This is a genomic window from Roseovarius sp. THAF8 (genome assembly GCF_009363735.1).
Classification (GTDB): Bacteria; Pseudomonadota; Alphaproteobacteria; order Rhodobacterales; family Rhodobacteraceae; genus Roseovarius.
This window is the reverse complement of sequence record NZ_CP045410.1, coordinates 103,712-129,416: the sequence shown is the minus strand read 5'-3', so window position 1 is coordinate 129,416 and position 25,705 is coordinate 103,712. Positions and strand designations below refer to the sequence as shown.

Below are 25,705 nucleotides of genomic sequence, written 5' to 3'. Positions count from 1 at the left end.
GGGGGGAGCGTCAAGCGGTCGCGTTATTGCACAACGGCGCGAAGCAGGCGCTTGCGGGCTGGCGGGATCGCGTTGATCTCGAGCCCGGTGAAAACGTGAAGCGTGTTCATCTGCAGGTCCACCACCGCGTGATCGCTGACCCAGCCGCCCATCACCAGGTATGTGCGCAGCAGTGGCGGCATTCGCAGCATGGCCAACTTGGCATCGGGTTGCCGCAGGCGCAGCTTTTGCGCGAAGCGAAACACCGAAGGCGCCTTGACGCGCGGCAACCATCGCCGCGGCGCAAGGTGGCGTTCCTTCAACATCGCGAAGGCGTCGAGGTAGTCGTCGGCGTCGGTTCCCTTGAAAGACGAGCATCCGAACAGCAGTTCCACGTCGTTGTCATCGACGTAGCGCGTCATCTCTGCCCACGCCACGCGCAAGATGTCGGGGTCACGCGCCTCGGGATGGATGCAGAAGCGGCCCATCTCGACCATCCGGCCGGAAAATGCCCGCAGCGCGGACAATTCGTAGAACTGCGCGGAATAGCTGCGCTCGATCTCGTCGCCGCCATCAAGTGGCAGCATTCTGAAGCAGCAGATCAGGCGCTTGTCCTGGGCGTCCTCGACAAGGATATGCGTACAGATGCCGTCGAACTGATCCCGGTCGAGGTCATCCTGGGAATCGCCGCCCCTGAAGGCCAGTTGCCGAAGGCGCTGCGCCGCCTCTATGTCGGCGTCGCCATCGGCGATGCGCGTGCGGTAGCGTCCCTTGCTCAACATCTCGGCCTCATCCATAGCGGTCGCTTACGCTTTATATATGTGCGAACCGCTTAACATGAAGCATGTGACAGGCGAATGACGCCCGCGGCTAGAAGAAAGTGCCGGGATCGATGTTGCCGAAGTTGCCCAGGATCTGACGCAGGAAGCCGTTGCCCACCACCGAAGAGTCGGTCACGCGGCGGGTCAGTGGGACGATGTTGCCGTCGGCCAGGGAGAAGGTCTCGATATTGGCGATGGTATCGTTCGGCGCGAAACTGATGGCCAGCACCTGCCGCTCGATCACCTCTGGACGGTACATGCCCACTTCCTTGACGCGGCTGCGCACGTAGTAATAGTCGCCGCGGTCCAACATGCCGGCCGAAGACGGCGGTCCTATCACGTCGTTGACAGTGTCGCGCGTGTCCACACCCACGACAAGGTTCTGAAGATCCTCCTGAAGCGGCATGTATCCGTGATTGCGATAGGTCGGGGTACAGGCGGCAAGCGCCCCCACAAGGCACACAATGGCACCAATCCTGGCAAACCGATTTTTCATGCCACCCCTCTTCGCCTCTTGAACGGGTCCCAAACACCCAAGTACCCGATACAACAAGGTAGCGGTCAGGTTCAAGAAAGGATAGGTGATACGTCTATGAGCGAAAAGACAGAAAATCCGACCGTGCTGCATCTGGCACAGATGTCGATGAACCGATCGCATCCATTTCAGATCGAGCCGGATGCTCCGGACATGGCGCGCATGGCGGAAGACCTCGGGATTCTCGCGCTGAAAAAAGTGCGACTCGAGGGCGCGATGCATCCTGACGACGGCGAAAACTGGAAACTCGAAGCACGGCTCGGGGCGACCGTGGTGCAGTCCTGCGTGGTGACGCTGGACCCTGTCACGACACGCATCGACGAAGAGATCGTCCGCAAGTTCCGCAAGGATTGGCCGGGCGTCGACACCGACATGGAAGAGATCGAGATGCCCGAGGACGAGACGATCGACCCGCTGAGCGACCAGATCGACCTGCGGGCTGTGCTGCAGGAGGCGATTGCGCTGGCGCTGCCGCCCTACCCGCGCAGCACGGAAACACCCAGTGAGAACGCCCAATATGCGCCCCCGGGCGTCACGCCGATGACGGACGCGGATGCCAAGCCTTTTGCCGCCCTCGCGAAACTGAAAGGCCAGTTGAAAGACGGCGATTGAGGGCACGAAAGAATCGCTGGACAGCAAGCGATTTCCTTGTATTTTCGCGCTCTCACCGGATTTAGGGTTGCACGGCAGGCTCTCGAGGAATAGGAGCCGCGGCAGCGTATGAAACCGGGCCGTGAGGCCCACAAGATTTGAGGTTGTGACATGGCTGTCCAACAGAACAAAGTATCGAAATCGCGCCGGAACAATCGCCGGGCGCATGACTCGCTTGAGGGTGCCAACCCGAACGAGTGCCCCAACTGCGGTGAACTGAAGCGCCCGCATCACGTGTGTGTCGCCTGCGGTCACTATGCGGACCGCGAAGTCATCGCGCTGGATGACGAGGTCGATCTGGACGAAGACGCAGCCTAAGCGGCAGCAAAGGGACGCGTCCAATGACGGCATCGGCCGACAAGACCGGCAAGACCGACGGGCGCATCCTCATCTCTGTAGACGCCATGGGGGGCGATTTGGGCCCGGCAACCGTCGTTGCCGGGATTTCCACGTCTGCGAAGAAGAACAATCGGATCGGTTTCATTCTTCACGGCCCCGAGGACGTGTTGAAGCCGCTCGTTGCCAAGCGCAAGCACCTGGCCGGTCGATGCGAGATTCGGAACGCCGGCGACGTGGTGGAGATGGAGGACAAGCCGAGCCAGGCGTTGCGCCAAGGCAAGGGCACCTCGATGTGGTCGGCCTTGGAATCCGTGCGCAACGGCGAGGCGAATGTCTGCGTCTCTTGCGGCAACACCGGCGCGCTGATGCTGATGTCGGTCATACGGCTGCGCAAGTTGCCCGGCATCTACCGCCCCGCAATCGCGGTGTTGTGGCCTTCGCAGAACCCGCAGCGGCACAACATCATGCTGGACGGTGGCGCCGATATTCGCGCCGACGCCAAGGACCTCATGCAATACGCGCTCATGGGAACGTCCTATGCGCGGAACGGTTTCGGGCTGGACCGCCCCCGTGTGGGCCTGCTGAATGTCGGCACGGAAGAGCACAAGGGCCGCTCCGAACTGCGCGAGGCCTATGACCTGATCGAGGGCAATGCGCGGAACGGCGATTTCGAGTTCGTGGGGTTTGTCGAGGGACGCGACCTGCCCGGCACGGTGTGCGACGTGATCGTGACGGACGGATTTACCGGCAATGTGGCGCTCAAGACCGGGGAAGGCACGGCGAAGCTTATTCGAGAATTGCTCAAGGAGGCCTTTGCGCATACGCCGCTGTCGCGTCTTGCATCTATCCTGGCGCTGACATCGCTGCGCCGGATGGGCAAGCGGATCGATCCAAGCCGCGCCAACGGCGGTGTCTTCCTCGGCCTCAACGGTACGGTGGTGAAATCACACGGCTCGGCAGACGCGACGGGCATTTCCGCTGCAGTGAAACTGGCCTTCGAGCTGGCCGATACCGGCTTTACCGAAAAACTGGCCGCACGGGTTGCATCTGCGAGCATGCTTGAACAGGATGGCGAAAACGAACCCGACAGTAGCGGTGAACAGGCATGACGATTCGCGCCGTTGTAGACGGTGTCGGTCACTACCTTCCTGAACGAGTGGTGCCGAATTCACATTTTGAGACCTTTCTCGATACAACGGACGAATGGATCAGAACCCGCTCGGGGATTGAGCGGCGCCATTTCGCCGCCGAGGATCAGACGACCTCTGACTTGGGCACGCGCGCCGCTGTCGCGGCAATGGAAAACGCGGGCGTGGGCCCGGAAGATATCGACGGCATCCTTGTCGCCACATCGACACCCGACCTTACCTTTCCGTCCGTCGCCACGATGATCCAGAAAGAACTGGGGATGACGCGCGGCTTCGGCTTTGATGTGCAGGCCGTCTGCGCGGGTTTCGTCTATGCGCTTGCCAACGCCAATGCGCTGATCGTGTCGGGCCAGGCGAAGCGCCTGCTGGTGATCGGGGCCGAGACCTTCAGCAGGATCATGGACTGGACCGATCGGTCGACCTGCGTTCTGTTCGGGGATGGTGCCGGCGCCGTGGTTCTGAGCGCGGCCGAGGCCGAGGGCGCTCCGTCCGATCGCGGAATTCTGTCTACCGACCTCAATTCGGACGGTCGCTACCTGGATATGCTCTATGTCGATGGCGGCGTGTCTTCGACCGGCACTTCGGGCAAGCTGAAGATGCAGGGCAACCTGTTGTTCCGGCAGGCAGTTGAAAAACTGACCACGACCGCCGAGGCGGCCTTGGGCAAGGCCCAACTGACGGATGACGACGTTGACTGGATCGTGCCGCATCAGGCCAATATCCGCATCATTCAAGGCACCGCCAAGAAACTTGCCATTCCCATGGATCGGGTGGTTGTCACCGTTCAGGACCACGGAAACACCTCGGCCGCGTCCATTCCGCTGGCCTTGTCGGTCGGGGTGTCGGAAGGCAAGATCAAGCGCGGAGATCTGATCGTTTCCGAAGCGATCGGCGGGGGCCTGGCCTGGGGCGCCGTGGTTCTGCGCTGGTAAGTGCCGGAACAAAGCGCGATTTTTCCGCTTAAACTCTGCCTGCCAAGTCATTGACATTGACTCGGAAAATTCTTCGACCCTAAAGTCCTTTGCATAAGGTAGAGGGGATGTGATGACAAACAACACGCTGACAAGGATGGACCTGAGCGAGGCGGTGTTCCGCGAAGTGGGCTTGTCGCGCAACGACTCTGCCCAGTTGGTCGAAAGTGTTCTGGAGCATATGTCGGACGCACTGGTGCGCGGTGAACAGGTCAAGATCTCTTCTTTCGGCACGTTTTCGGTGCGCGACAAGTCGGCCCGCGTGGGGCGGAATCCGAAAACCGGCGAAGAGGTTCCGATCAATCCCAGGCGGGTTCTGACCTTTCGCCCATCGCACCTCATGAAGGACCGGGTCGCGGCGGGCAACAAAGGCTGAGGTAGACGCCATGGCCAAATCCGCCGACGCCTTTCGTACAATCAGCGAAGTTGCCGACTGGCTGGAGACTCCGGCGCATGTGCTGCGTTTCTGGGAAAGCAAGTTCAGTCAGGTAAAGCCGGTGAAGCGCGCCGGTGGACGGCGGTACTATCGCCCCGCCGACATGAAACTGCTGGGCGGTATCAAGAAACTGCTCCACGATGACGGCATGACGATCAAGGGCGTGCAAAAGATGCTGCGCGAACAGGGTGTCGGGCACGTATCGGATTTTTCTCAGCCCCTGGGCGACGCCGCGGATGACGTGATCATAGATCACCTCGAAGAGGCCCCTGCCGAAGCGTCAGAGTCGCAACTTCCAGGTGCCGGTGCCGCCGTTGCGGCATCCGAACCGCAGCCATCGGATACCGGGATGAGGACGCCCATGCCTCCGCAGACACCCCAGGCCGAAACTCCGGCGCCTTCTGACGTGTCTTCTGCAGCTGAAGTGGAACCTGAAGACGCCGGGACGACGCCGGAGCAGCCATCATCCGGGGCAACGCCCGACCCCGAACCTCGAACGCCGAGTGCGGCTCCCGAGCCGCCTCCGGTCGCATCCGATTTGCCCCCCCGCCCGGAGATGACGAAAGATAGTGCCCCCACGCCCACTCCGAAGCGGGAAGAAAAAACCGAGAGCGCAGCTTTGACGTTCAGCCGGCACAAGCCGGAGCCCGCGCCTATGCCCGAAGTCGAGCCCGATCCGACCGCCGAGACGCAAGATGTGTCGGATGGTGGCGCCCAATTGCCGAGTTTTCTGCAACGCGATGAGGCGCCTCCTGGGGCGTCACAGAGCAACGAGGATCAAGCGCAGGATCCGCAAGTGGCGGACGATACGCCTGAAACACCGAAGCCTTCGCTTGCCGTGGATGTGCCCGACGATCCGGAAGACGAGGTTGCCGCAGACGCAGGCGTTCTGACCTTGCTCTCGAGGATCGAGCGCCCTCTTTCACCCGACACGATTGCCGGGCTTGAAGGCTTGCTTCCGCGACTGCGGGCCACGACGGGCACCGCTGCCAGAGAGTAGCGCGTGAATCTGGAATTTCCCCCTTGTCCTTGTCGCCAAAACCAGTATGAACGGCCAGACGTCGGGCTATGGCGCAGCCTGGTAGCGCGTCCGTCTGGGGGACGGAAGGTCGCAGGTTCGAGTCCTGCTAGCCCGACCAATTCTTCGCGCACCACTGGTCCTTTTTCCGCGCTTTGCGTCGGTACGGAACGTATCGTGGTGCGGCACGCAGGGAGGCAGGAATGACCGGCGTTCTGGCCAGCCAGCAACTCGAAACGATGATCCAGGACGGGAGCCTTGCGGCGCAGCCCGCGGTCCTGTCCGATCAGATACAGCCCGCCTCGCTGGATTTGCGCCTTGGATCGGTCGCGTACCGGGTGCGCGCCTCGTTCCTGGCAGGCGCCGGCGCCAAGGTCGCAGACAGGTTGCAGGAATTCGAAATGCACCGGATCGACCTGACCGATGGCGCGGTCCTCGAAAAAGGCTGTGTCTATGTCGTGCCCCTGATGGAAAGCCTGGATTTGCCCTCGGATATTCACGCCGTGGCGAATGCAAAGTCTTCGACCGGACGACTTGACCTGCTGACCCGGACCATCACCGATGGCGGCGAGGAATTCGACCGGGTCACTGCCGGCTATTCCGGCCCGCTCTATGCCGAGATATGTCCGCGCTCGTTCTCGGTGCTTGTCCGTCCGGGGATGCGCTTGAACCAGATCCGGTTCAGGGCGGGACAGGCCGTGCTGAACGATGCGGCCCTGAGTGCCCTTCATGCCCAAAGCCCCTTGGTCGACGGTCCGCCGGTGATCAGCGACGGGCTGGGCTTTTCGGTGGACCTGAAGCCGGCGGAAGGCACCCTGGTCGGGTACCGTGCCAAGCCCCACACCGGGGTCATCGATCTTGACAATATCGCCGGCTACGCGCCCGCCGACTATTGGGAAGAAGTCCACAGCAATACGGGGCGGATCATCCTGGATCCCGGTGCGTTCTACATACTCGTCAGCCGTGAAGCGGTGCACATCCCGCCATCCTATGCCGCCGAAATGGCCCCCTACCTTGCCATGGTGGGTGAATTCCGGGTGCATTACGCCGGTTTTTTCGATCCCGGATTCGGACATGACGCGGCGGGAGGTGCCGGTTCACGCGGCGTTCTGGAAGTACGCTGTCACGAGGCCCCTTTCGTGCTGGAGCACGGGCAGATCGTGGGTCGGCTGGTCTACGAGCAGATGGACGAAGTGCCACAGCAACTTTATGGCGCTGGAATAGCCTCGAACTACCAGGGACAGGGCCTCAAGCTGTCAAAGCACTTCCGCGCCGCCTAAAGCGTTTCGCCCTTCGCTGATGGCTCAGGTAAATGGCGAAACGATTTAGAAACGGCCGATCTTGCGGGCCACGCGCATGGACTGTCTCATGCGCTTCTGCGTCTCTGCCGTCTGCTGTTTCTGCTGGCCGTTCGACGTGCCCTGCCCTTTGGACGAAGCGTTCTTGGCATTCCGCTGCGAAAATCTGTTGATCCCGGCATTGACCCCGCCGCGGATCAGGCGGTTCATGACCATCCGAATGACCATGTTGATGATGCGGTTGGCGTTCATTGCGCGCTCCTCAAGTACCTGCTTGATTGAGATATAACACGCGATAATGAAGTTTTCAGGGCAAATCCGGAAATTTAGCCGGGTCAGTCCTCGAAAAGTTCGCTTTGACCTTCTTCAGTCTCTTCCGACAGGTCCTCGTCGCCTTCCCCCATTTGGGGCATCTCGCCGGGCGGTGGCCGGTTTTCCAGAAGGCCCGCGGCGCGCAGTTCCTTCAGCCCGGGCAGGTCGCGCGCGTTTTCCAGGCCGAAGTGATCAAGGAAATGCTGGGTCACGACGAAGGTCACGGGTCGGCCCGGTGTCATCTTGCGACGCCCGAACCGGATCCACTCCATTTCCAGCAGCTGGTCGACCGTGCCGCGACTGACGCTGACACCACGGATTTCTTCGATCTCGGCGCGGGTGACAGGTTGGTGATAGGCGATGATGGCCAGTGTCTCGATCGCGGCGCGGCTGAGCTTCCGGGTCTCGACCGTTTCCTTTTGCATCAGGAAGCCGAGGTCGGCTGCGGTACGCATGGCCCAAGCATCGCCCACCTTCACCAGATGCACGCCGCGCCCTTCGTAGCGCTTGCGCAGGTGCACCAGGGCTTCGGCGGCATCGCAGCCGTGGGGCATCCGGGCTTCGATCTCCTTTGCGGAAATCGGCTCGGCGGTGGCAAACAGGATCGCTTCGCACATGCGTTCCTGCTCCGCCATGGGCGGCGCCTCGAAAAGGCTTTCATTCTGCGGCGCTTCGTTCTCGATCCCGTCAGACATGCGCTATCCCTTTCGCCGCAATTCCAGCGGAGCGAAAACCTCGGACTGGCGCAGTTCTACCTTGCCTTCCTTCGTCAGCTCCAGGGCCGCGGCAAAGGTCGACGCCGTGGCAGAGCGCCGGCGTCCTGGATCGGAGGTAAAACCCTCCGGCAGGTAGGACGCGATATCGGTCCATGTGCCTGCGAACCCGATCAGCCCCCGCATTCGGTCAAGCGCCTGTTCCAGGGTGAACAGCGCTTCGCGGTCGAACGCGTAGGGCCGAAACTCATCCCGGGTGCGGATCCGCGCGTAGCCTTGCATGAGGTCGAGAAGCGTGGCGGTGTATTGCACGCGACGAATGCGGGTAACGTCCTCGGGCAGGCCACGGGCAAAGAAGTCGCGTCCCAACTGGTCGCGCCCCATCAGCCTGGCTGACGCCTCGCGCATAGCTTGCAGGCGTTCCAGCTGGAACGCCAGGTGCGCGGCCAGCTCTTCGCCCGACGGGCCTTCTTCAGCGGGATCGGGTGGAAGAAGAAGCCGAGATTTGAGGAACGCGAGCCAGGCCGCCATCACCAGATAGTCCGCGGCCAATTCCAGGCGCAGCGCCTTGGCGCGCTCGACAAATGCCAAATATTGCTCGGCCAGTTGCAGAACGGATATCTTGCGCAGGTCAACCTTCTGCGTGCGGCTGAGCGTCAGCAGCAGGTCAAGCGGCCCCTCGTAGCCGTCCACGTCCACGATCAGCGCTTCGGCCGCCATGCGGTCGCTTACGCTCTCGATCCTATCTGTTTCCTCGAACGCGTCTTCAGACATTGCCCCGACCGTGTAGCAGTTCGGTCAGCTTTGCCTCAAGCGCGGGAATGTCAACCTCGACCGGGCCTTTTCGAGCGGCAAGCGCTGCATCGGCCCGAAGGCGTGCGTCGCCTTCAAGCGCCCCGGAGGCCCCGACGACAGCGGTCATCTCATCAAAGTCACCGTTGCAATGAAGGACCACGTCACAGCCGGCCGCGAGCGACTGTCGGGAAAGTTCGGCCAGGTCGCCCTTGAGCGCCTTCATCGAGATATCATCGGTCATGATCAGCCCGTCAAAGCCGATGCGGTCGCGAATGACGCGCATCATTTCGGGCGAGGTCGTGGCGGGACGCGTGTCGCAGGCCGTATAGACAAGATGTGCAGTCATTCCCATGGGCAGGTCATTCAACGCTGCGAACGGCCGAAAGTCGGTATCCGAAAGCGTTTCGAAATCCGTCTCGACGACAGGCAGGTCAAGGTGGCTGTCAACCTGGGCTCGGCCGTGACCGGGGATGTGCTTGACGATCGGCAATACGCCACCGTCAAGAAGACCATTCGCCACCGCACGGCCAACCTTCGCCACCGTATCGGCACTATGTCCATAACATCTGTTTTTCAGGAATGGATGCGTTTGCCGTGTCGCGATGTCGACAAGAGGTGCACAGTTGGCGTCTACCCCCAATTCCAGCAGTTCATGCGCGATGATCCGGTAGCGAGCGTACATCGCGTCCTCGGCACGCGAACCGGCAAGCTGTACCTGTTCCAACGGTGGCAACCACTCGCGCCAGACCGGACCGCGCAGGCGCTGAACGCGTCCCCCTTCCTGGTCAATCAGGATCGGGGCCTCGTGGCCGGCCGCCTTGCGCAAGCTGTCGCACAGAGCGCGCACTTGGTCCGGGGTCTCGATATTGCGTGCAAAAAGAATGAAACCGAAGGGCCGCGCCTCTTTGAAAAGCGCCGCCTCGTCCGCTGTCAGTTCCGTACCGGCCACGCCCAAGATCGTGGCGCTAAGCGAAGTCAACGCGTCACCACCGGGATGCAATCGGCCTTCTCCGCGACCAAGGCCGAGCAAAAGCGCCGTGCGTCGCTGAGATCTGTGAAGCCCATTGCCCGCAGGCGGTAGAAAGTCCGCCCTCCGCTTTGCGCTTTCTGAATCACGCGCTGCTTGGCGTCCAGGTATTCCGAGAACCGCTTGGAGAGTTTGGCCCATTCCTGTTCCGCGACCGCGGCACTTTCGAACGCACCAAGCTGTGCCATGCGGGTGCCGACCGGAATGCTGTCGGGATCCACTTCCGGTGCGGCTGCCGCTTGGGCCGCGACACTTGCAGCAACGGCATCCTCGACACTTGCCATCTGGGCCGGGCGTGCCTTGGGACGAAGAGAGCGGCCAAGGCCCCCGGAGGACAGAGCCGCGGTGCGCTCGGATTCAGGCTCGGCTTCCTGTTCGGCTGACGCTTCGGCGTCGTTGTCGGAGCTTTCGGTCGACGCCAGGGGCGTCATCGGCTCCACGCCTTCGGACAATTCATCGGCCAGCGTGTTCAGAGCCGCCAGCGTCGCCGCGTCTTCGTCGGACTCGACTGCATCCTGGGCCTCTGCCCGGGGTGACACCTCGTCGGCGGCGTCAGCAGGCGCGTCGGCGGCAGCGGAGACCCTCAATTCCGATTGCGGCGTGTCTTCAAGGCTTAGCGTCAGCGGTTCGGGTGCCAGCACGAGACGGTCGGCCGGTTTGGCAGCAGAGCCGTCCGCGGCCACGCCGTTCACCGCAAGGCCCTGATGTTCGGCGGTCGCACCGCCCGGGTCCTTGGGCTGAATGCGCATCGGTCCTTCGGCGGCGCGAACGACAGGTACGCCGCTGACATCGCGCACAAGAATCTTGTAGCCCCAGACCCCGATACCGACCACGAGAGCCAAAGAGATAGCAGCCCCTGCCATATTGGTGAGTTTCTGGAATGATATCCGCCGATTGCCCCCCATATCGCCGGGGGTACCCTGCATCTGTGCCATTGCTCGCCTCGCTACCTCCGGCGATACTTGGCCGCCGGCTTGGATTACTGCCTGATCCCCGGTGCGGGCGCGGTTTTTCTACCGCATTTCTTCGACCGGGGTTACACCCAAGATACCAAGACCGGCGGAAATAACAACGGTTACGGCTCGTGCCAGGGCGATTTTCGCCTGAGACCCGGCTGTATCGGCCTCTTCGAGGAAACGCAGCTCTGGCACGTCGTTGCCGCGGTTCCAAAGGCTGTGCAGGTCGCTGGCAAGATCGTAGAGATAAAAGGCCACACGGTGCGGCTCGTTCGTGCGTCCGGCGATTTCAACAAGACGCGGCCACTCGGCCAGCTTCTTGGCCACGGCAAGCTGTGCCGTGTCGCGCAGCACCGAAAGATCCGCCGCGGCGAGCGTCGCGTCGTCGACCTCGATACCGGCCTCGCGCGCCTTGCGCATCACCGATGAGATCCTGGCATAGGCGTACTGGACATAGAAGACCGGGTTTTCCTTGGATTGCTCCAGAACCTTGTCGAAGTCGAAGTCGAGCGGGGCGTCGTTCTTGCGGGTCAGCATCACGAAGCGGGTCACATCCGCGCCTACCTGATCGACCACATCGCGCAGGGTCACGAAGGTCCCTGCCCGTTTCGACATCTTGAACGGCTGGCCGTCCTTGTAGAGCTTGACCAGCTGGGTCAGCTTGATGTCGAGCGGCACCCGCCCGTCCGTCAGCGCGCTCACCGCGGCTTTCATCCGCTTGACATAACCGCCGTGATCGGCGCCGAACACGTCGATCAGCGCATCGAACCCGCGTTCGACCTTATCGTAGTGATAGGCAATGTCCGGCGCAAAATAGGTCCAGTCCCCGTCGGACTTCTTGACCGGGCGATCCACGTCATCGCCATGCGCGGTGGACTTGAACAGCGTCTGTTCTCGCGGCTCCCAATCTTCGGGCTTCTTGCTCTTGGGTGGCTCCAACACGCCTTCGTAGATCAAGCCCTTGGAGTGCAGAGCATCGAGCGCCTGCTCGATCCGGCCGGTGCCGTAGAGGGATTTTTCGCTGTAGAACACATCCATGCGCACGCCGAGTGCGTCTAGGTCCTCGCGGATCAGCGCCATCATGGCGTCAGTGGCGAAATCGCGCACGTCGGCCAACCACACGTCCTCGGGCTGGCCCACGTAGTCGTCGCCGACCTTTTCCTTCAGCGCCTCGCCCACAGGCACGAGGTAGTCACCCGGATAAGTGCCGTCCTCGAAGGCGATCTCTTGCCCGTGCGCTTCGAGGTAGCGCAGGTAAACGGAGCGGGCGAGGACATCCACCTGGGCGCCACCGTCATTGATGTAATACTCGCGGGTGACCTCGTAGCCGACATAATCTAGCAGGCTGGCCAGGGCATCGCCAAAGACGGCGCCACGCGTGTGGCCAACGTGCAGGGGGCCTGTGGGGTTGGCCGACACGTACTCGACGTTGACGCGCTTGCCCTTGCCCAGTTCCGAGCGCCCGTAGGCCTCTCCGCCCTGAAGCGCGGCGCGCACAACGTCCTGCCAGAGCGAGTTGGCCAGACGCAGGTTCAAAAATCCCGGACCGGCGACCTCGGCAGATTCAATACGGTCGTCGGCCGCCAGCAAAGTCGCGAGTTTCTCAGCGATATCGCGCGGTTTTTGACCTGACGGCTTGGCAAGAACCATGGCCGCGTTGGTCGCCATGTCGCCATGCGCGGCATCCCGAGGCGGCTCGACGGTCACATTCGCCATGTCCAGGTCATCCGGCAATTCGCCCCTGCTCTGCATCGTATCAAGGGCGGCAAGGACGCTGGCGCGGATCTCGGTAAACAGGTTCATCGGATAATCCTTCGTTTCCGCGCCGGTTTATCACCAGAACCGGCCACGTCAATCCGCGCGGGTCTATGCAGACGCCGACGCGGCGGCCCTTTCCTCTCGCGCCGGGCCAAGCCAGATGAGTTTGAACTCGCCCTCGCTCTCGACCTTGGAGGTTTCCGACAGAATGCGCAGTCCGGCGGTTTGGCTGTGGGTCGCCAGCGGAATGCCTCCGTCATTCTGCGACTGCCAGTCTTCGAAGGTGTAGTCCTCGGTCAGGTTGGTCGCCCGGACTTCCCAACCCTGGACCATCTTGCCTGCAAGTTCGGTATAGCCGCGACCTTGTGCAACGATCCGGCCGCCCAGCGATGCGGGAAGTTCGTGCCGCTTGCTGTCCTGCTTGGCACGGCCCAGTTGATAGACGTTTTCTCGACCAAATTCGGGTGCCAAGTCGGTGGCAACGAGCGTGTTGTAGGCATCGTTGTCACTGATCGCGAGCACGACGCCGTATTTCATGATCTCGGCACTATGCTCGGCAGCTTCGGACAACACGTCGCCGAAAAAGACCGGCAATCCGGCCTCGCGCGCACTTCTCAGGCGCGCTCGGTTGGTGTCGGTGATCAGGATGGGCACCTCGAGCTCTTGCAGTGTCTTCGCTAAGGAGGTGGCGAACTGAGAGCCCCCGGACAAAAGAACGCCGGGCTGGCCCTTTCCGGCAAGCCCCAGCCATCGCGCCAGCGGAGCGAGCGTGAACCCGTGCAGAACCACCGTGGCAGCCACCAGCGCAAATGCGAAGGGCGTGAGGAACGCGGCATCCTCGACGCCTTCCGCCACCAGGCGCTCTCCGAAAAGGCCCGCAACGGCCACGAGAACCACCCCGCGTGGTCCGGTCAGACCCACCAGAAGGCGTTCCCGGAAAGGGATGTTGGTGAAGGCCAGAGAAAACAAGACCGTCATCGGGCGTACCAGGAGGATGACCACTGCCACCATCGCAACGGCATTCCAGTTGATGAGGCGCAGGGTTTCCATATCCATGTTGGCGGCGAGCAGAACGAACACCCCCGAGACCAGCAGGATCGTCGCATGTTCCTTGAAACGGCGCAGCTCTGTGTAGCTTGGAAGGTTTGCGTTCGCGATCACCACGCCCATCACCGTCACCGCCAGCAGCCCGCTTTCGTGAAGGATGTAGTCGGTCAGCGCGAAAATACCCAACAGGATGCTGAAGAGCACCGGCACCTTCATGTATTCCGGCACCTTACCCCGCCGAAACGCCTCGCTCAGGATCCAGCCGCCTGCCCATCCGAGAACGCCCGCCACCACGATTCCGCGCAGGATCTGCCATGCGGCAAGGCCGAAACTGCCTGCGCTTGCGGACACGACGATCACCTCGAAGGCCAGTACAGCCGCCAGTGCGCCGATCGGGTCGTTCACGATGGCTTCCCACTGCAGCAATTGGGCCGGGCGGCGGTTCAGTCGCGCCTGACGCAATAGTGGCGCAATCACCGTCGGTCCCGTCACGATCATGATGCCACCGAAGACAGCGGAACTTTCCCAACTGAGCCCCCCGACGTAATGCAGCGCCAGGGCGCTGCCGATCCAGCCTACCGGAGCGCCGAGGAATACTAGCCGTTTGACCCCCTGCTCTGCCCCGCGAAGCGAGTGGAAATCAAGCGTCAGGCCGCCTTCGAACAGGATGATCGCCACCGCGATGGAAATCATGGGGCCCATGAGCGTGCCGATATCGCGCGACGGGTCGAAAACGCCGAACACAGGACCGGCCAGCAGTCCCGCAGCCAGCATTAGGACAATTGCGGGCATCCGCAAGCGCCAAGCGATCCATTGCGCTCCGACGCCGAGCGCCCCGACCATCGCCACCGCCATGACCGGATCGAGCGCGCCCTCCGTGCCACCTGTCGCCATGCGCTATATTCCTTTTCTTTCAGTCATACCGGCGTCTCCGCCCAACAACCGCGCATGAGCCTCGAGCGCGAAACGGTCCGTCATTCCCGCGATGTAGTCACTGACCAGCCGCGCCAGTGCCGTCCGGTCCGGGGCATCAGCCACGTCCTGGCGCCAGCGCTTCGGAAGAAAGTCGGGATGCGACATGTAGAACGCAAAGAGGTCCTCGACCACTTTTGTAACACGGCTGCGCATCTCCACCACTTTAGAAGCCCGGTACATCCGCCTGAAAAGGAACGACCTTATCACCTGCAAGTCGGCCCACATCCGGTCGGAAAACCGGATGACCGGACGCCCGAGGTCACGGACGGCCTGAGGGTCTGGCGGCGCGGCCTGTTGAAGGATGGCGTGAGAGGTCTCGATCACGTCTGTCACCATCACACCGAAGACGCGCCGCAGCGCCTCGTGGCGACGGCGATACGGATCAAGGCCGGGATATTTCGTGTCGACCTCGCGGTAACAGGCGCCCACAACCGGCAGCTCGGCGATTTCCTGCTCGGTGAAGAGCCTGGCACGGAGGCCGTCGTGCAGGTCATGATTGTTGTATGCCACGTCATCAGCCAGTGCGGCCACCTGTGCCTCGGCGCTCGCATAGGTGTGCAGTTCGAGGTCGTGCTTTGCGTTATAGTCCGCAAGCGCGTATGGAAGCGCACCCGTCACCGGACCATTATGCTTGGCGATGCCCTCGAGCGTATCCCAGGTGAGATTGAGCCCATCGAACTCGGCGTAGTGGCGTTCCAGCGACGTGACGATACGGATCGCCTGCGCGTTGTGATCAAAGCCGCCATAATCCGACATGAGCCTGTCAAGCGCGTCTTCGCCAGTATGGCCGAATGGCGTGTGGCCCAGGTCATGAGCCAAGGCCACCGCTTCGGTCAGTTCCACGTTAAGCCCGAGCGCACCCGCAATCGTGCGCGCGACCTGCGCAACCTCGATCGAGTGTGTCAGCCGCGTGCGGAAATAATCGCCCTCATGTTCGACGAAAACCTGAGTTTTGTGCTTGAGGCGGCGGAAGGCGCTGGAATGGATGATACGATCCCTATCCCTCTGATAACACGACCGAAACGCGCTTTCTTCTTCTGGGTAGAGCCGCGCCCGAGCGCACGCCGGGTCCGAGGCATAAGGGGTATGCATCGCCTGTTTCCTTGTCGTCCTGTCCCAGCGTTCGTATATTCGATGATGAACTGCAAAGAAACCTCGAGGATCGCCAGATGCAGATGCCCCCCAAAGTGACGCAACGCGCCTATGAACGCCTTGCTGAAATCGGTGCCGGTGAGCAGGGTCAGGCCTTGCGCGTCGCCGTCGAAGGCGGCGGTTGCTCCGGTTTTCAATACGACATCAAGCTGGACGCGCCCACGGGCGATGACCTGGTGCTGGAAGGCGCAGAAGGTCAGAAGGTGGTCGTGGACAGCGTCTCGCTACCCTTCCTTGCGGGCGCGACGATTGATTTCACTGAAGAGCTGATCGGTGCGCGCTTCACGATCGACAATCCGAACGTCACGAGCGCCTGCGGCTGCGGCACGTCGTTCTCGATGTGACCTACTCGGCGGGCACCGCCGCTTTCGGCAGCGGCGTTCGCACCTGATCCCACACCAACCAGGCCCCCGCGAGGATGAGCAGTGACGCGCCAAAGAACACGCCGGCTCCGGTCGGCTCTCCGAAAGCTACCGTGCCGAGTGCCACCATCCAGAGGAATTGCAGGTTCATCAGTGGCGTGACGACATAAGCCGGCAGTATTCTGAGCGCGGCCACCAGCACCCACCTCGCAGCGAAGAGAAGCGAGGCATAGCAGACGATCCACATCACGTCGCCCCATCCCATCGGCACGAACACGAAGGGCAAGACACAGGCCATGACTGCCATCAAGGCGGCGTTTGGATAGAAGACCTGTGACAACAATCCTGCCGGATCACGCTGTCCGATGTATCGCGACGAGACCATTGAGATCGCCCCCATCGTCACCGCGAGTAACGCAACCAGATGGCCTGTTCCGAAGCTGTGAAAGCCGCTTGGGAACAGCGTTGTCATGCCTACCAGACCCAACAGCAGCGCTCCCCAGACCTGCCCGCCCGGCCGTTCTTGCAGCACGAGACGCGACAGCAGGGCGGCGAGGATCGGGATGATGGCGATGAACAGGAAGACCTCGGCAAAGGGCAAGAGTTTGAAAGCATAGAAAAAGGCACAAGTGCCAATGACCGTCGCAACGGCCCGCAGGGCCATCACCCGGGGGCATCGCGTTTTCAGAACGGTCGTACCTGCCGACTTCCGACCTACAAGCAGGCAGAACAGTGCCACCAGCCCACCGGAAAAGGCGAACATCTGCGGAGCTGCATAATTGGCCGAAAACAGCTTGGTTATGGCGTCGGCGCCGGTGATCAGCAGGGTATACGCGACAGTCAATACGACCCCGAGGGCCACAACTTCGGTTGCGCGCCCCGTCACGCCAAAAGCTCCTGCGCCGACGCGCGCGAGAAATCGTGAAAGAATGCATCGAAGTCGATGGCACTTTCGGCGGCCTCGACAACGTCGCGCGCCTCCAGCGACAGATGTGGGTCGACAAGGTGGCGCATCGCGGACCAGTCGCTATTGCGCACACCGTCCAGGCGATAGATGCATTCGGACAGCTCTCTCAGCGGGGCCGCGTGGGGCTTTGGCGCCGTGAAGCGCACGCCACCTTCCGGCAAGGCAGCACCAAAACCGCCCAAGCCTGCGGTCGTCAGGAACCATTGGACCATCAGGTACGGGTGATAGTCGTCCGACATCCAGCCCGTCGCGTCGGCCTCGAGTACGAAATTCCTGGCCTGAGCGGCAAGCCAACGCTCCCATGTCTGGGGAGGGACCTGCCCCGCGAACCGCAGCGCGATGCAAACCTCGGCGAGCAGGTCCAGGTTCATTTCGAGAAAGGCGATCGTGCCGGCGAATGTCAGGCTTTCGACGAAGGCCGCGGGCAAGTCAGGGTCGCGTTGGCCATACTCTGAAAGGTAGAACACGATATGCGTAAGTTCGTACGCCGCTTTCTTGTTCGGCAGCGCGAAGGTCGCCCTACGGCTTCCGAAAGCCCGCAGGCGGTCGTCAAGCCCGGCATCACCCGACACCGGATCAACGCCACGGCGCAAGCACAGCCGCCGGGCCTCGGCGCGCTGAAGGTCCGAAAGTTCCGCGCCGACCAATCCTTCGGACGCCACCCATTCGGCCGCCCGGGATGCCTTTGTCCCGGCAAGGCCCAGGTCTTCAAGGTCCAGGCCAAGCGACAGCAGAAATCTGTAGTATTGCGGGAAAAAGCCCAGGCGCCGGTCCAGCGAGTCGTAGACGGCATCGAACGGACTCAACGCCTCGCGCGGCAAGGTCGTGCCGGTGCTGACCATGATGTTCAGGACTTCGGCGTTCTCCTTGAGCCAGAAGACATCGGTCTCGGGCCGGCGCTCACGGGCGAAGCATTGGATCAGTGCGCTTTGTCGCGCCTGCCGCGTGGTTTGGCGGAACGGAATATCGAGGTGTACGACGGATCCCATGGGTCTGATATCCTTGTGTTCTAGTTCCGTTCCGCCCGGAGCTTACAGGCTCGACGTGAAGGCGCCGACAACCTCGCCTTCATCCGCGCGCGCGGCGCGTACCGGGCCAAGGCTGGAGGTAAAGAGTTCCACCGAGTCGCCGGCACCTGCGTCGGACGTCGCACGCGGCGCAAGACTGGACGTAAACGCCTCGACGGCGTCGCCCGTCATGCGGCTGGTCTCGGCAACCGGGGCCAGGCTGGACGTGAACATTTCGGTCTGAGAACCGTCCAGCATGTCGCCGGAGGCGTGGAGCGAAGAAGTGAACGCCTCGACCGCGCCGCCGTCGTGCAGGCTGGTCTCGTTGGGCTTTGTTTCGAAGGCGGTTTGAGCTTTGAGCAGTGCAACCATCGGTAGTCTCCTTGTTTGGTCAACACCTAAAACGGTTACACGCAAAACGGGACTTTCAAACAGATTTTCTCGGAAAGCGAGTTATCCACAGGCGACCTTGTCCGTTAACTTTTTTAGGACAGCCTTGCCTGTATTTACGGGCGCTGCTTTGCAGCGCCCGTAAAAAATTGTTTTCCACAGGGCCACAAAGCTGTGGATATCTTGCTTTCTGTTTCCAAACTGAGCCGAATCACCCCCCGGAAATTACGCTAACGAAATGACCAAGCCCGCTTGCCTCCCGCGCGCCGCTGCGCGATAGATCAAGCCAGATCAGGAGGCCTGAATGAAGATTGCCAGTTTCAACATCAACGGCATCAAGGCGCGGCTCGACGCCTTGACCAACTGGCTGGACGAGGCTCAGCCGGATGTGGCGGTGCTGCAGGAGATCAAGACGGTCGATGAAGGTTTTCCCCACGCGCCTTTCGAAGAGCGTGGATACAACGTCGAAACCCACGGTCAGAAAGGGTTCAACGGCGTCGCGATCTTGTCGAAACATCCGCTGGAGGACGTCCAGCGCGGCCTGCCAGGGGATGATGAGGATGAGCAGGCCCGATGGATAGAAGCGACCGTGATGGGCGAGGCGACGTCGCTGCGCATTTGCGGGTTGTACCTGCCCAACGGAAACCCCGCACCGGGCCCGAAATACGACTACAAGCTGGCCTGGATGGCGCGTCAGAAAGCGCGCGCGGCCGAATTGCTGGCGACCGAGGAACCATTCCTGATGGCCGGTGACTACAACGTCATTCCTCAGGACGAAGATGCCAAACGTCCCGAGGCCTGGCGTGAAGATGCCCTGGCGCTTCCTCAGAGCCGCGCGGCCTTTCGCGAACTTGTGGCCATGGGATTCACGGAAGCGTTCCGTGCTCGCGTGCAGGGTCCCGGACATTACACGTTCTGGGACTACCAGGCTGGCGCGTGGAACCGGGATGACGGGATACGCATCGACCATTTCCTGTTGAGCCCTCAAGCCGCCGACAGGCTGACCGACACCGCAATAGACAAGGACATCCGCGGACGTGAAAAGCCCTCGGATCACGTCCCGATCTGGGTGGAACTGGACGTGTAAAGTGTTTTGCTTTTGACCTGAGCCATCAGCGAAACGCGTGCAACGGTTGGCTGTTGTGCCGCGTTTGGCGGGTAAGCTGTGATCCAGGTTTATCGCGAATCGCTTTGGATTTCGTCCGTGGTCACATCGTAGCCGTAGATCCAGTCGAATTGGCCGACCACGCGCCCCGGCAGAAGCGCTCCTCCAAGCCGGAGTGCGGTATGTGCGGCAAGCCGTAGCGGCGGAAAGCTGAGATGGTACTTCCACGCGTTGCCGCTGGCCGTCTCGACGACACGGCGGACACGGTCCGCCCGCATCTGCTGATACGCCGCAAGAGCGCGGTTCAAGTCCTCGCCTTCCTGCAGGCAACGACCAAGCGCAAACGCGTCCTCGAGCGCCATGTTGGCCCCTTGCGCCATGAACGGGAGCGTCGGGTGCGCCGCGTCGCCCAACAGAACAACGCCACCGGCAAACCATTTGCCGGCAACGGGGTGCCGGAACAGCCCCCAGCGATGCACGCGCTCGACCCGTTCGAGCAGAGCAAAGGCGTCGGGGCAGAAATCTCCGAAGGCAGCCCGCAGGTTTTCGGGAGTGTCCTCAGTGTGCCAGCTTTCCTCGTGCCAGTTCGCGCGTTCCTGAACCGCCACGATATTCCTTAACCGTCCGCCGCGCAGGGGGTAGGTCACGAGGTGACGATGCGGTCCCATGAAGACCTGCGCTTCGGGCTCTGCGCCGGTTTCGGTCACAAGGGCACGCCACGCCACCTGCCGTGTGAAGAACGGTGCAACCGTTCCATTCAGGGCTTGGCGTGCATGCGATTGCAATCCATCCGCGCCGACAAGAAGATCAGCTTCGACCACTGTCCCGTCGCCCAGGGTCGCGGACGCCCCCTGCCCCGTGTGCACCGATGCGACCTGCTGGCCAAGCGCGATCTCGACCCCTGCATTGCGCGCGGCGCGCTCGAGGATATCCACCAGATCCGCGCGATGAACGAAATGGTAGTCTCCGCAGGGCAGCCGGGCGAGGTCGAGCCGAACCACGTCATGCCCCTTGTAGTCCCGAAGGCGCACCGCCTGGCCGCGTACCGATTTGGCGCGCAGGGCATTGCCAAGCCCAAGCTTCTCCAGGACGACAAAGCCGTTCGGGCTGATCTGCAGGCCGGCTCCGACTTCGCCGATTTCAGGCGCCTGCTCCAGCACACGGACCTCGGCGCCGGCGCGGCGCAAAACAAGTGCCACCGCGAGGCCTGCGATCCCGCCGCCGATAACGACGGATTTCAAAGTCGTGATGTTCATGGCCGCCCCTTGAAAGCGCAAAGCGCCGAAGCTTGGCTCCGGCGCTCGGTCTTCAGGAAAATTCCAGCGCTTCAGTCGTCGCGGTGGACCTTTTCGCGCCGCTCGTGGCGTTCCTGCGCTTCGAGGCTCATCGTGGCGATCGGGCGGGCGTCGAGGCGCTTGAGGCTGATGGGTTCGCCGGTCACTTCGCAATACCCGTACTCACCTTCGTCGATCCGGCGCAGCGCCGCATCGATCTTCGCCACCAGCTTGCGCTGACGATCTCGCGTCCGAAGTTCCAGCGCACGATCGGTTTCCTCGCTGGCGCGGTCCGCCACGTCGGGAATGGCGCGGGTGCCGTCCTGAAGCCCTTCGATGGTGTCGCGGCTGTCCTCCAGAAGTTCGCTCTTCCAGTTCAGCAACTTGCGACGAAAATACTCGACTTGCCGTTCATTCATGAACGGCTCGTCTTCGGCCGGAGTATAGTCCTCCGACAGAACAACGTCCTGTTTCATGTCCATTCCCTCTTTCAGGTCGGCGTCGGTCACCCAACTTCCCCCAAAGAAATCCACCTTGTGGCGTGCAATTACACGCGCCTTGCCGGATTGTCACTACACAATTGCCCGCCATTGATGTGAATTCTCCAAGACACTAGGGTGCAGCGAAAATTCCATGCAGACCATGCGTTACGCCGACATCCTCAAGAAAAGGGAAGCCCATGAAATTCGAAGGCACCGATGCCTATATCGCCACCGACGACCTGACCGTCGCCGTGAACGCCGCCGTTACGCTGGAGCGGCCCCTTCTGGTCAAGGGAGAACCGGGGACGGGCAAGACCGAGCTGGCCCGGCAGGTCGCAAAAGGGCTTGGGGTGCCGATGCTGGAGTGGAACATCAAGTCCACGACCAAGGCGCAGCAAGGTCTTTACGAATACGACGCGGTGTCACGCCTGCGCGACAGCCAGCTGGGCGAAGAACGCGTGCACGACGTGCGCAACTACATCCGCAAGGGAAAGCTATGGCAGGCGTTCGAGGCCGACCAGAAGCTCGTTCTGTTGATCGATGAAATCGACAAGGCGGATATCGAGTTTCCGAACGACCTGCTGCAGGAACTCGACCGGATGGAATTCCACGTCTACGAGACTGGCGAAACTGTTCGCGCGGCACAGCGCCCGATCGTCATCATCACGTCGAACAACGAAAAGGAGCTGCCGGATGCTTTTCTGCGACGCTGCTTCTTTCACTATATCCGTTTTCCCGACGTCGCGACCATGAAGCAGATCGTCGAAGTGCATTATCCGGGCATCAAAGAGAAGCTCCTGACCGAGGCGCTGACCCAGTTCTATGACATTCGCGAACAGTCCGGGTTGAAGAAGAAGCCATCGACATCGGAAGTGCTCGACTGGCTGAAGCTGATCCTGGCCGAAGACCTGAGCGCCGAGGACCTGAAACGCAATGGCGCCGACGCCCTGCCCAAGCTACACGGTGCGCTGTTGAAGAACGAACAGGATGTGCATCTCTTCGAGCGGCTGGCCTTCATGGCGCGACGCCAAAGGTAGGGCCGCCTCGCGAAAGCCGTGGCAGACGTTGCCGTCAGATACGTGTCCCACGCCTAAGGTACGTGAAACGCGCAGATCATTCTCACGGCACCTTGCTTGAAAAACTGGCGGCGATCTTTCGGCTGAGGCGCCGCTGACTGGCGATTAGGCCACAGTTTTACCTTTTTTGCTCCTCACCCGAGACGAAGTAGGAGGCGATTTCCAGTACCGTCCGGTAGGTTTGTTCAGCAGCAGGGCACATTCGCGTGCGGGAAACGACACGCATCAGCCCTTGGGAAGACATCGAAGGACGGCAGGCTTTCCGCGACGGGGTTCTCTGCCACTTGGGAATTTACAGGCATCGGGGACCACATGCGCCGCGTCATACTTCCACTGTTCCTCATGCTGGGCGCATGCGTCCCCAGTCCGTCCAGCGAAATGCCGTCACGAGCCGCAACACAATCCACGGCGTCATTGCCGGCACTCAAGTCGTTCTCTGCGCCCAGGCCAGTTGCACCGACACGTTCGAACACGGACATCGGGCGCGACTTTCTCGAACTGTCCTTTCAGCTGGAATCCGGTCGCAAATTGCAGAACTTCTCGCGTTTCGAGGGGCCGATTTCCATTCGCGTCACGGGCAAACCGCCATCGACACTGATCCCGGACCTCAATCGGCTGGTCCATCGGTTGCGGACCGAGGCGCAGATCGACATCGCGCGGGTGCGATCTGAGACCGCCAACATCACCATCGAAGCCGTTCCCCGCGCGCAAATTCGCCGGCATCTGCCCAAAGCAGCCTGCTTTGTCGTCCCGAACATCAGCCGCCTGTCCGACTACCGCGCGGCAAGAAACAAACGCCTGACAAACTGGAGCAAGCTGATCAAGCGCGAGAAGATCGCGATTTTTCTTCCCAACGATGCGTCTCCTCAGGAAGTGCGCGACTGCCTGCATGAGGAAGTGGCGCAGGCGCTCGGGCCTCTGAACGACCTCTATCGCCTGCCTGACAGCGTATTCAACGATGACAATGTGCATACCGTCCTGACCGGCTTCGACATGCTGATCTTGCGGACCTATTATGCGCCCGAGTTGCACTCGGGGATGACCCGCGCGCAGGTTGCGGCACGCCTGCCCTCGATCCTGTCGCGGCTCAATCCACGGGGTGACAGCATTCCGCCGCGCCAAGTTTCCTCGACTCCCCGCGCCTGGGTCAAAGCGGTTCAAACCGCGCTCGGCCCGGGAGCCGGACATTCGCAGCGGGTCGTGGCCGCGGGCGAGGCGTTGCGCATCGCCGACGCCATGGGATGGCACGACCATCGCCGGGCTTTCTCGCATTTCGCCATGGGGCGGCTGACCCAAGACAGCCAGCCCGACACCGCGTTCGAGCATTTCCGACTTGCGGAGAGGTTCTACAGCCAGACACCGGGTACGGAGTTGCATCGTGCCTACTCCGCCTCCCAGCTCGCCGCGTTCGCGATCGGCGAAGGCAACGGCACTTTGGCGCTCGCCATCCTGTCTCCTCACCTGGCCATTGCCGAACGTCACGAGAATGCAGCGCTTTTGTCGACGCTTATGCTGCTGCGGGCCGAGGCGCTTGACCTCGAAGGCCGCGTCGCGGAGGCGCAGTCCGTACGGCTGGACAGTATCGGCTGGGCGCGATACGGCTTCGGCGCGGACTGGGCGGTGCGGGCCAAACTGCGCGAAATCTCGTCGCTCAGCCCTTTGAAGTGATCTGACGGGAAAAAACATGATCGTAGTTTTCGGGGCCATCCTGGGCATCAGCCTGGGTGCATTCACCGCGTGGCGGCGCAAGGGGCGCGTGGCGGACATCTTGCTCTATGCCACGATCTATGGCCTGATCTTTACCTTGCTTGGACTTTTCGCGACACTGGTCATCCACCGCATGTCCATTTGAGGTAACGATGTTCCTGCCCTTCTTCGAAAATCTGCGGAAGTCGGGCCTGCCTGTGTCGCTGCGCGAATACCTGACGTTCCTGGAAGCGATGAACGCCGGGCTTGTGACCTATGACATCGAGGGGTTCTATTACCTCGCACGGTCCGCGATGGTGAAGGACGAGCGCCTGATCGACCGCTTCGATCAGGCTTTCGCCGCCAGTTTCAAGGGGCTTGAAGCGATCAGCGCGAGCGACGTTCTGAACGCGGTCGAAATCCCCCAGGAATGGCTGGAGAAGCTGGCGGAAAAGCACCTGAGCGAAGAAGAACGCGCCGAGATCGAGGCGCTAGGCGGGTTCGACAAGCTGATGGAGACGCTCAAAGAGCGCCTGAAAGAGCAGCAGGGCCGCCACCAAGGCGGGAACAAGTGGATCGGCACGGCAGGCACATCGCCCTTCGGCGCTTATGGCTACAACCCAGAAGGCGTTCGGATCGGGCAAAAGGAAAGCCGGCACCGGCGGGCGGTCAAGGTCTGGGACAAACGTGAGTTCCGCAACCTCGATGACACGATCGAACTGGGCACGCGCAACATCAAGGTCGCGCTCAAGCGCCTGCGACGCTGGGCGCGGGACGGGGCCGAAGAGGAACTGGACCTTGACGGAACAATCCGCGCCACCGCCGAGCATGGCTATCTCGACGTCAAGACGCGGCCCGAGCGGCGCAATGCGGTCAAGGTACTTTTGTTTCTCGATGTGGGCGGCTCCATGGACCCGCATATCAAGCTGGTGGAAGAACTCTTTTCCGCCGCGCGGGCCGAGTTCAAGCATCTGGAATACTATTATTTCCACAACTGTCTCTACGAAGGCGTCTGGCGCGACAATCGCCGCCGCTGGGACGCGCAGACACCGACCGACGAAGTGCTGCGAACCTATGGCCCGGACTATAAGTGCATTTTCGTCGGCGATGCCTCGATGTCGCCCTACGAGATCGCGTATCCTGGCGGCGCCAACGAGCACTGGAACGCCGAAGCGGGTCAGGTCTGGTTGAACCGGGCCCGTGCCCAATGGCCCGAACATCTTTGGATCAACCCGGTGCCCGAGAAATACTGGGACTATACGCACTCTATCGGCATGATCCGCGATATCTTCGAGGGCCGCATGGTGCCGATGACACTGGCCGGCATCGAAAACGGCATGAAGGAACTGGGCCGCTGACCACAAGGTCGATACGCGGGTTCTTCCGCGTCTCATCCGGAGTATTTCTGCCAACCAAAGCAAGGCC

At 61.7% G+C, this 25,705-nt stretch carries 28 protein-coding genes and 1 tRNA gene; 14 read left to right on the top strand and 15 right to left on the bottom strand.

Annotation, left to right across the window (positions count from 1 at the left end; genetic code table 11):
* Positions 1–23: 23 nt before the first annotated feature.
* Together FIU85_RS00660 and FIU85_RS00655 are read right to left on the bottom strand one after the other, a co-directional pair.
* On the bottom strand, positions 24–761 hold the full coding sequence (locus FIU85_RS00660; protein WP_152494485.1) for a GNAT family N-acetyltransferase: 738 nt from the start codon (positions 759–761) through the stop codon (positions 24–26).
* A gap of 88 nt (positions 762–849) precedes the next feature.
* Positions 850–1,296 carry an outer membrane protein assembly factor BamE gene (locus FIU85_RS00655; RefSeq protein ID WP_152495482.1) on the bottom strand — a complete coding sequence of 149 codons (447 nt, stop codon included), beginning with the start codon at positions 1,294–1,296 and terminating at the stop codon, positions 850–852.
* A 96-nt stretch (positions 1,297–1,392) separates the two neighbouring features.
* On the opposite strand from FIU85_RS00655, the gene FIU85_RS00650 reads away from it, so the two are divergent.
* The 8 genes from FIU85_RS00650 to FIU85_RS00615 all read left to right on the top strand — a co-directional run bounded on the left by FIU85_RS00650 (position 1,393) and on the right by FIU85_RS00615 (position 7,178).
* Positions 1,393–1,947, top strand: coding sequence for a DUF177 domain-containing protein (locus FIU85_RS00650; RefSeq protein ID WP_152495481.1), 555 nt, complete (start codon positions 1,393–1,395; stop codon positions 1,945–1,947).
* A gap of 150 nt (positions 1,948–2,097) precedes the next feature.
* A complete protein-coding gene (gene rpmF / locus FIU85_RS00645) occupies positions 2,098–2,304 on the top strand; it encodes a 50S ribosomal protein L32 (protein WP_057789461.1) in 207 nt (68 codons plus the stop codon).
* Between the two features lie 23 nt (positions 2,305–2,327).
* Positions 2,328–3,434, top strand: a complete 1,107-nt coding sequence (gene plsX / locus FIU85_RS00640) for a phosphate acyltransferase PlsX (RefSeq protein ID WP_152492533.1) — start codon at positions 2,328–2,330, stop codon at positions 3,432–3,434.
* The gene (locus FIU85_RS00635; protein WP_152495480.1) at positions 3,431–4,405 is read left to right on the top strand and encodes a beta-ketoacyl-ACP synthase III; all 975 of its coding nucleotides are present in this window, start codon (positions 3,431–3,433) and stop codon (positions 4,403–4,405) included. Before plsX ends, FIU85_RS00635 begins: the two co-directional genes overlap by 4 nt.
* A 112-nt stretch (positions 4,406–4,517) precedes the next feature.
* Positions 4,518–4,820, top strand: a complete 303-nt coding sequence (gene ihfA, locus FIU85_RS00630; protein ID WP_152492535.1) for an integration host factor subunit alpha — start codon at positions 4,518–4,520, stop codon at positions 4,818–4,820.
* A 10-nt stretch (positions 4,821–4,830) separates the two neighbouring features.
* On the top strand, positions 4,831–5,880 hold the full coding sequence (locus FIU85_RS22240; RefSeq protein ID WP_254702965.1) for a MerR family transcriptional regulator: 1,050 nt from the start codon (positions 4,831–4,833) through the stop codon (positions 5,878–5,880).
* A gap of 62 nt (positions 5,881–5,942) precedes the next feature.
* Positions 5,943–6,019, top strand: a tRNA-Pro gene (locus FIU85_RS00620).
* Positions 6,020–6,101: 82 nt separating this feature from the next.
* Entirely contained in the window at positions 6,102–7,178 is a 1,077-nt protein-coding gene (locus FIU85_RS00615; RefSeq protein ID WP_152492536.1) for a 2'-deoxycytidine 5'-triphosphate deaminase, read from the top strand.
* Between the two features lie 45 nt (positions 7,179–7,223).
* On the opposite strand, the gene FIU85_RS00610 is transcribed toward FIU85_RS00615, so the two are convergent.
* From FIU85_RS00610 to FIU85_RS00580, 8 genes are all read right to left on the bottom strand, one after another.
* Entirely contained in the window at positions 7,224–7,448 is a 225-nt protein-coding gene (locus tag FIU85_RS00610) for a hypothetical protein (protein WP_152495479.1), read from the bottom strand.
* A gap of 83 nt (positions 7,449–7,531) precedes the next feature.
* Positions 7,532–8,203 (bottom strand): SMC-Scp complex subunit ScpB, encoded by a 672-nt coding sequence (gene scpB, locus FIU85_RS00605; RefSeq protein WP_152492538.1) that lies wholly within the window; start codon positions 8,201–8,203, stop codon positions 7,532–7,534.
* A gap of 3 nt (positions 8,204–8,206) precedes the next feature.
* Complete coding sequence (locus FIU85_RS00600; protein ID WP_152495478.1) at positions 8,207–8,995, bottom strand: ScpA family protein; 789 nt, start codon at positions 8,993–8,995, stop codon at positions 8,207–8,209.
* Positions 8,988–9,965, bottom strand: coding sequence for a beta-N-acetylhexosaminidase (nagZ, locus tag FIU85_RS00595; RefSeq protein ID WP_254702964.1), 978 nt, complete (start codon positions 9,963–9,965; stop codon positions 8,988–8,990). Before nagZ ends, FIU85_RS00600 begins: the two co-directional genes overlap by 8 nt.
* A gap of 26 nt (positions 9,966–9,991) precedes the next feature.
* Positions 9,992–10,906: an SPOR domain-containing protein gene (locus FIU85_RS22235; protein ID WP_254702963.1), complete on the bottom strand. Its 915-nt coding sequence runs from the start codon at positions 10,904–10,906 to the stop codon at positions 9,992–9,994.
* A gap of 150 nt (positions 10,907–11,056) precedes the next feature.
* Complete coding sequence (argS, locus tag FIU85_RS00590) at positions 11,057–12,802, bottom strand: arginine--tRNA ligase (RefSeq protein WP_152495476.1); 1,746 nt, start codon at positions 12,800–12,802, stop codon at positions 11,057–11,059.
* Between the two features lie 63 nt (positions 12,803–12,865).
* Positions 12,866–14,698 (bottom strand): sodium:proton antiporter, encoded by a 1,833-nt coding sequence (locus FIU85_RS00585; RefSeq protein WP_152495475.1) that lies wholly within the window; start codon positions 14,696–14,698, stop codon positions 12,866–12,868.
* 3 nt (positions 14,699–14,701) lie between these two features.
* Entirely contained in the window at positions 14,702–15,871 is a 1,170-nt protein-coding gene (locus FIU85_RS00580) for a deoxyguanosinetriphosphate triphosphohydrolase (RefSeq protein WP_152495474.1), read from the bottom strand.
* 77 nt (positions 15,872–15,948) lie between these two features.
* On the opposite strand from FIU85_RS00580, the gene FIU85_RS00575 reads away from it, so the two are divergent.
* Positions 15,949–16,275, top strand: a complete 327-nt coding sequence (locus tag FIU85_RS00575; protein ID WP_152492544.1) for an iron-sulfur cluster assembly accessory protein — start codon at positions 15,949–15,951, stop codon at positions 16,273–16,275.
* Position 16,276: 1 nt separating this feature from the next.
* Here the strand turns inward: FIU85_RS00575 and FIU85_RS00570 are convergent, their stop codons facing one another.
* The 3 genes from FIU85_RS00570 to FIU85_RS00560 are packed head-to-tail and all read right to left on the bottom strand — an operon-like array spanning position 16,277 to position 18,639.
* Positions 16,277–17,179, bottom strand: a complete 903-nt coding sequence (locus FIU85_RS00570) for a DMT family transporter (protein ID WP_152495473.1) — start codon at positions 17,177–17,179, stop codon at positions 16,277–16,279.
* Complete coding sequence (locus FIU85_RS00565; RefSeq protein ID WP_152495472.1) at positions 17,176–18,249, bottom strand: hypothetical protein; 1,074 nt, start codon at positions 18,247–18,249, stop codon at positions 17,176–17,178. Before FIU85_RS00565 ends, FIU85_RS00570 begins: the two co-directional genes overlap by 4 nt.
* A gap of 42 nt (positions 18,250–18,291) precedes the next feature.
* Positions 18,292–18,639, bottom strand: a complete 348-nt coding sequence (locus tag FIU85_RS00560; RefSeq protein ID WP_152492547.1) for a DUF6749 family protein — start codon at positions 18,637–18,639, stop codon at positions 18,292–18,294.
* A 322-nt stretch (positions 18,640–18,961) separates the two neighbouring features.
* Between FIU85_RS00560 and xth the strand changes: the two genes are divergently transcribed.
* Positions 18,962–19,744, top strand: a complete 783-nt coding sequence (xth, locus tag FIU85_RS00555) for an exodeoxyribonuclease III (protein WP_152492548.1) — start codon at positions 18,962–18,964, stop codon at positions 19,742–19,744.
* Positions 19,745–19,833: 89 nt separating this feature from the next.
* Here the strand turns inward: xth and FIU85_RS00550 are convergent, their stop codons facing one another.
* The gene (locus FIU85_RS00550; RefSeq protein WP_152495471.1) at positions 19,834–21,018 is read right to left on the bottom strand and encodes an FAD-dependent monooxygenase; all 1,185 of its coding nucleotides are present in this window, start codon (positions 21,016–21,018) and stop codon (positions 19,834–19,836) included.
* A 71-nt stretch (positions 21,019–21,089) separates the two neighbouring features.
* Entirely contained in the window at positions 21,090–21,512 is a 423-nt protein-coding gene (dksA, locus tag FIU85_RS00545; RefSeq protein ID WP_152494486.1) for an RNA polymerase-binding protein DksA, read from the bottom strand.
* A 203-nt stretch (positions 21,513–21,715) separates the two neighbouring features.
* Between dksA and FIU85_RS00540 the strand changes: the two genes are divergently transcribed.
* The 4 genes from FIU85_RS00540 to FIU85_RS00530 all read left to right on the top strand — a co-directional run bounded on the left by FIU85_RS00540 (position 21,716) and on the right by FIU85_RS00530 (position 25,638).
* Positions 21,716–22,555, top strand: a complete 840-nt coding sequence (locus FIU85_RS00540; protein ID WP_152492550.1) for a MoxR family ATPase — start codon at positions 21,716–21,718, stop codon at positions 22,553–22,555.
* Positions 22,556–22,906: 351 nt separating this feature from the next.
* Positions 22,907–24,262, top strand: a complete 1,356-nt coding sequence (locus FIU85_RS00535) for a DUF2927 domain-containing protein (RefSeq protein ID WP_152492551.1) — start codon at positions 22,907–22,909, stop codon at positions 24,260–24,262.
* Positions 24,263–24,278: 16 nt separating this feature from the next.
* Entirely contained in the window at positions 24,279–24,446 is a 168-nt protein-coding gene (locus FIU85_RS21845) for a hypothetical protein (protein WP_172978086.1), read from the top strand.
* 7 nt (positions 24,447–24,453) lie between these two features.
* Positions 24,454–25,638 (top strand): VWA domain-containing protein, encoded by a 1,185-nt coding sequence (locus tag FIU85_RS00530; protein WP_152495470.1) that lies wholly within the window; start codon positions 24,454–24,456, stop codon positions 25,636–25,638.
* The last annotated feature ends 67 nt before the right edge of the window (positions 25,639–25,705 follow it).

Bases quoted from the DNA above. Each gene is read 5' to 3' on its own strand.
- ihfA (WP_152492535.1), top strand. From the start codon at position 4,518: ATGACAAACAACACGCTGACAAGGATGGACCTGAGCGAGGCGGTGTTC.
- scpB (WP_152492538.1), bottom strand. From the start codon at position 8,203: ATGTCTGACGGGATCGAGAACGAAGCGCCGCAGAATGAAAGCCTTTTC.
- FIU85_RS00540 (WP_152492550.1), top strand. From the start codon at position 21,716: ATGAAATTCGAAGGCACCGATGCCTATATCGCCACCGACGACCTGACC.
- xth (WP_152492548.1), top strand. From the start codon at position 18,962: ATGAAGATTGCCAGTTTCAACATCAACGGCATCAAGGCGCGGCTCGAC.
- FIU85_RS00575 (WP_152492544.1), top strand. From the start codon at position 15,949: ATGCAGATGCCCCCCAAAGTGACGCAACGCGCCTATGAACGCCTTGCT.
- FIU85_RS00565 (WP_152495472.1), bottom strand. From the start codon at position 18,249: ATGGGATCCGTCGTACACCTCGATATTCCGTTCCGCCAAACCACGCGG.
- FIU85_RS00615 (WP_152492536.1), top strand. From the start codon at position 6,102: ATGACCGGCGTTCTGGCCAGCCAGCAACTCGAAACGATGATCCAGGAC.
- FIU85_RS00655 (WP_152495482.1), bottom strand. From the start codon at position 1,296: ATGAAAAATCGGTTTGCCAGGATTGGTGCCATTGTGTGCCTTGTGGGG.
- rpmF (WP_057789461.1), top strand. From the start codon at position 2,098: ATGGCTGTCCAACAGAACAAAGTATCGAAATCGCGCCGGAACAATCGC.
- FIU85_RS00550 (WP_152495471.1), bottom strand. From the start codon at position 21,018: ATGAACATCACGACTTTGAAATCCGTCGTTATCGGCGGCGGGATCGCA.
- FIU85_RS22235 (WP_254702963.1), bottom strand. From the start codon at position 10,906: ATGGCAGGGGCTGCTATCTCTTTGGCTCTCGTGGTCGGTATCGGGGTC.
- FIU85_RS00585 (WP_152495475.1), bottom strand. From the start codon at position 14,698: ATGGCGACAGGTGGCACGGAGGGCGCGCTCGATCCGGTCATGGCGGTG.
- plsX (WP_152492533.1), top strand. From the start codon at position 2,328: ATGACGGCATCGGCCGACAAGACCGGCAAGACCGACGGGCGCATCCTC.
- FIU85_RS22240 (WP_254702965.1), top strand. From the start codon at position 4,831: ATGGCCAAATCCGCCGACGCCTTTCGTACAATCAGCGAAGTTGCCGAC.
- FIU85_RS00530 (WP_152495470.1), top strand. From the start codon at position 24,454: ATGTTCCTGCCCTTCTTCGAAAATCTGCGGAAGTCGGGCCTGCCTGTG.
- FIU85_RS00560 (WP_152492547.1), bottom strand. From the start codon at position 18,639: ATGGTTGCACTGCTCAAAGCTCAAACCGCCTTCGAAACAAAGCCCAAC.
- dksA (WP_152494486.1), bottom strand. From the start codon at position 21,512: ATGAAACAGGACGTTGTTCTGTCGGAGGACTATACTCCGGCCGAAGAC.
- FIU85_RS00650 (WP_152495481.1), top strand. From the start codon at position 1,393: ATGAGCGAAAAGACAGAAAATCCGACCGTGCTGCATCTGGCACAGATG.
- FIU85_RS00600 (WP_152495478.1), bottom strand. From the start codon at position 8,995: ATGTCTGAAGACGCGTTCGAGGAAACAGATAGGATCGAGAGCGTAAGC.
- FIU85_RS00635 (WP_152495480.1), top strand. From the start codon at position 3,431: ATGACGATTCGCGCCGTTGTAGACGGTGTCGGTCACTACCTTCCTGAA.
- FIU85_RS21845 (WP_172978086.1), top strand. From the start codon at position 24,279: ATGATCGTAGTTTTCGGGGCCATCCTGGGCATCAGCCTGGGTGCATTC.
- FIU85_RS00660 (WP_152494485.1), bottom strand. From the start codon at position 761: ATGTTGAGCAAGGGACGCTACCGCACGCGCATCGCCGATGGCGACGCC.
- FIU85_RS00610 (WP_152495479.1), bottom strand. From the start codon at position 7,448: ATGAACGCCAACCGCATCATCAACATGGTCATTCGGATGGTCATGAAC.
- argS (WP_152495476.1), bottom strand. From the start codon at position 12,802: ATGAACCTGTTTACCGAGATCCGCGCCAGCGTCCTTGCCGCCCTTGAT.
- FIU85_RS00535 (WP_152492551.1), top strand. From the start codon at position 22,907: ATGCGCCGCGTCATACTTCCACTGTTCCTCATGCTGGGCGCATGCGTC.
- FIU85_RS00580 (WP_152495474.1), bottom strand. From the start codon at position 15,871: ATGCATACCCCTTATGCCTCGGACCCGGCGTGCGCTCGGGCGCGGCTC.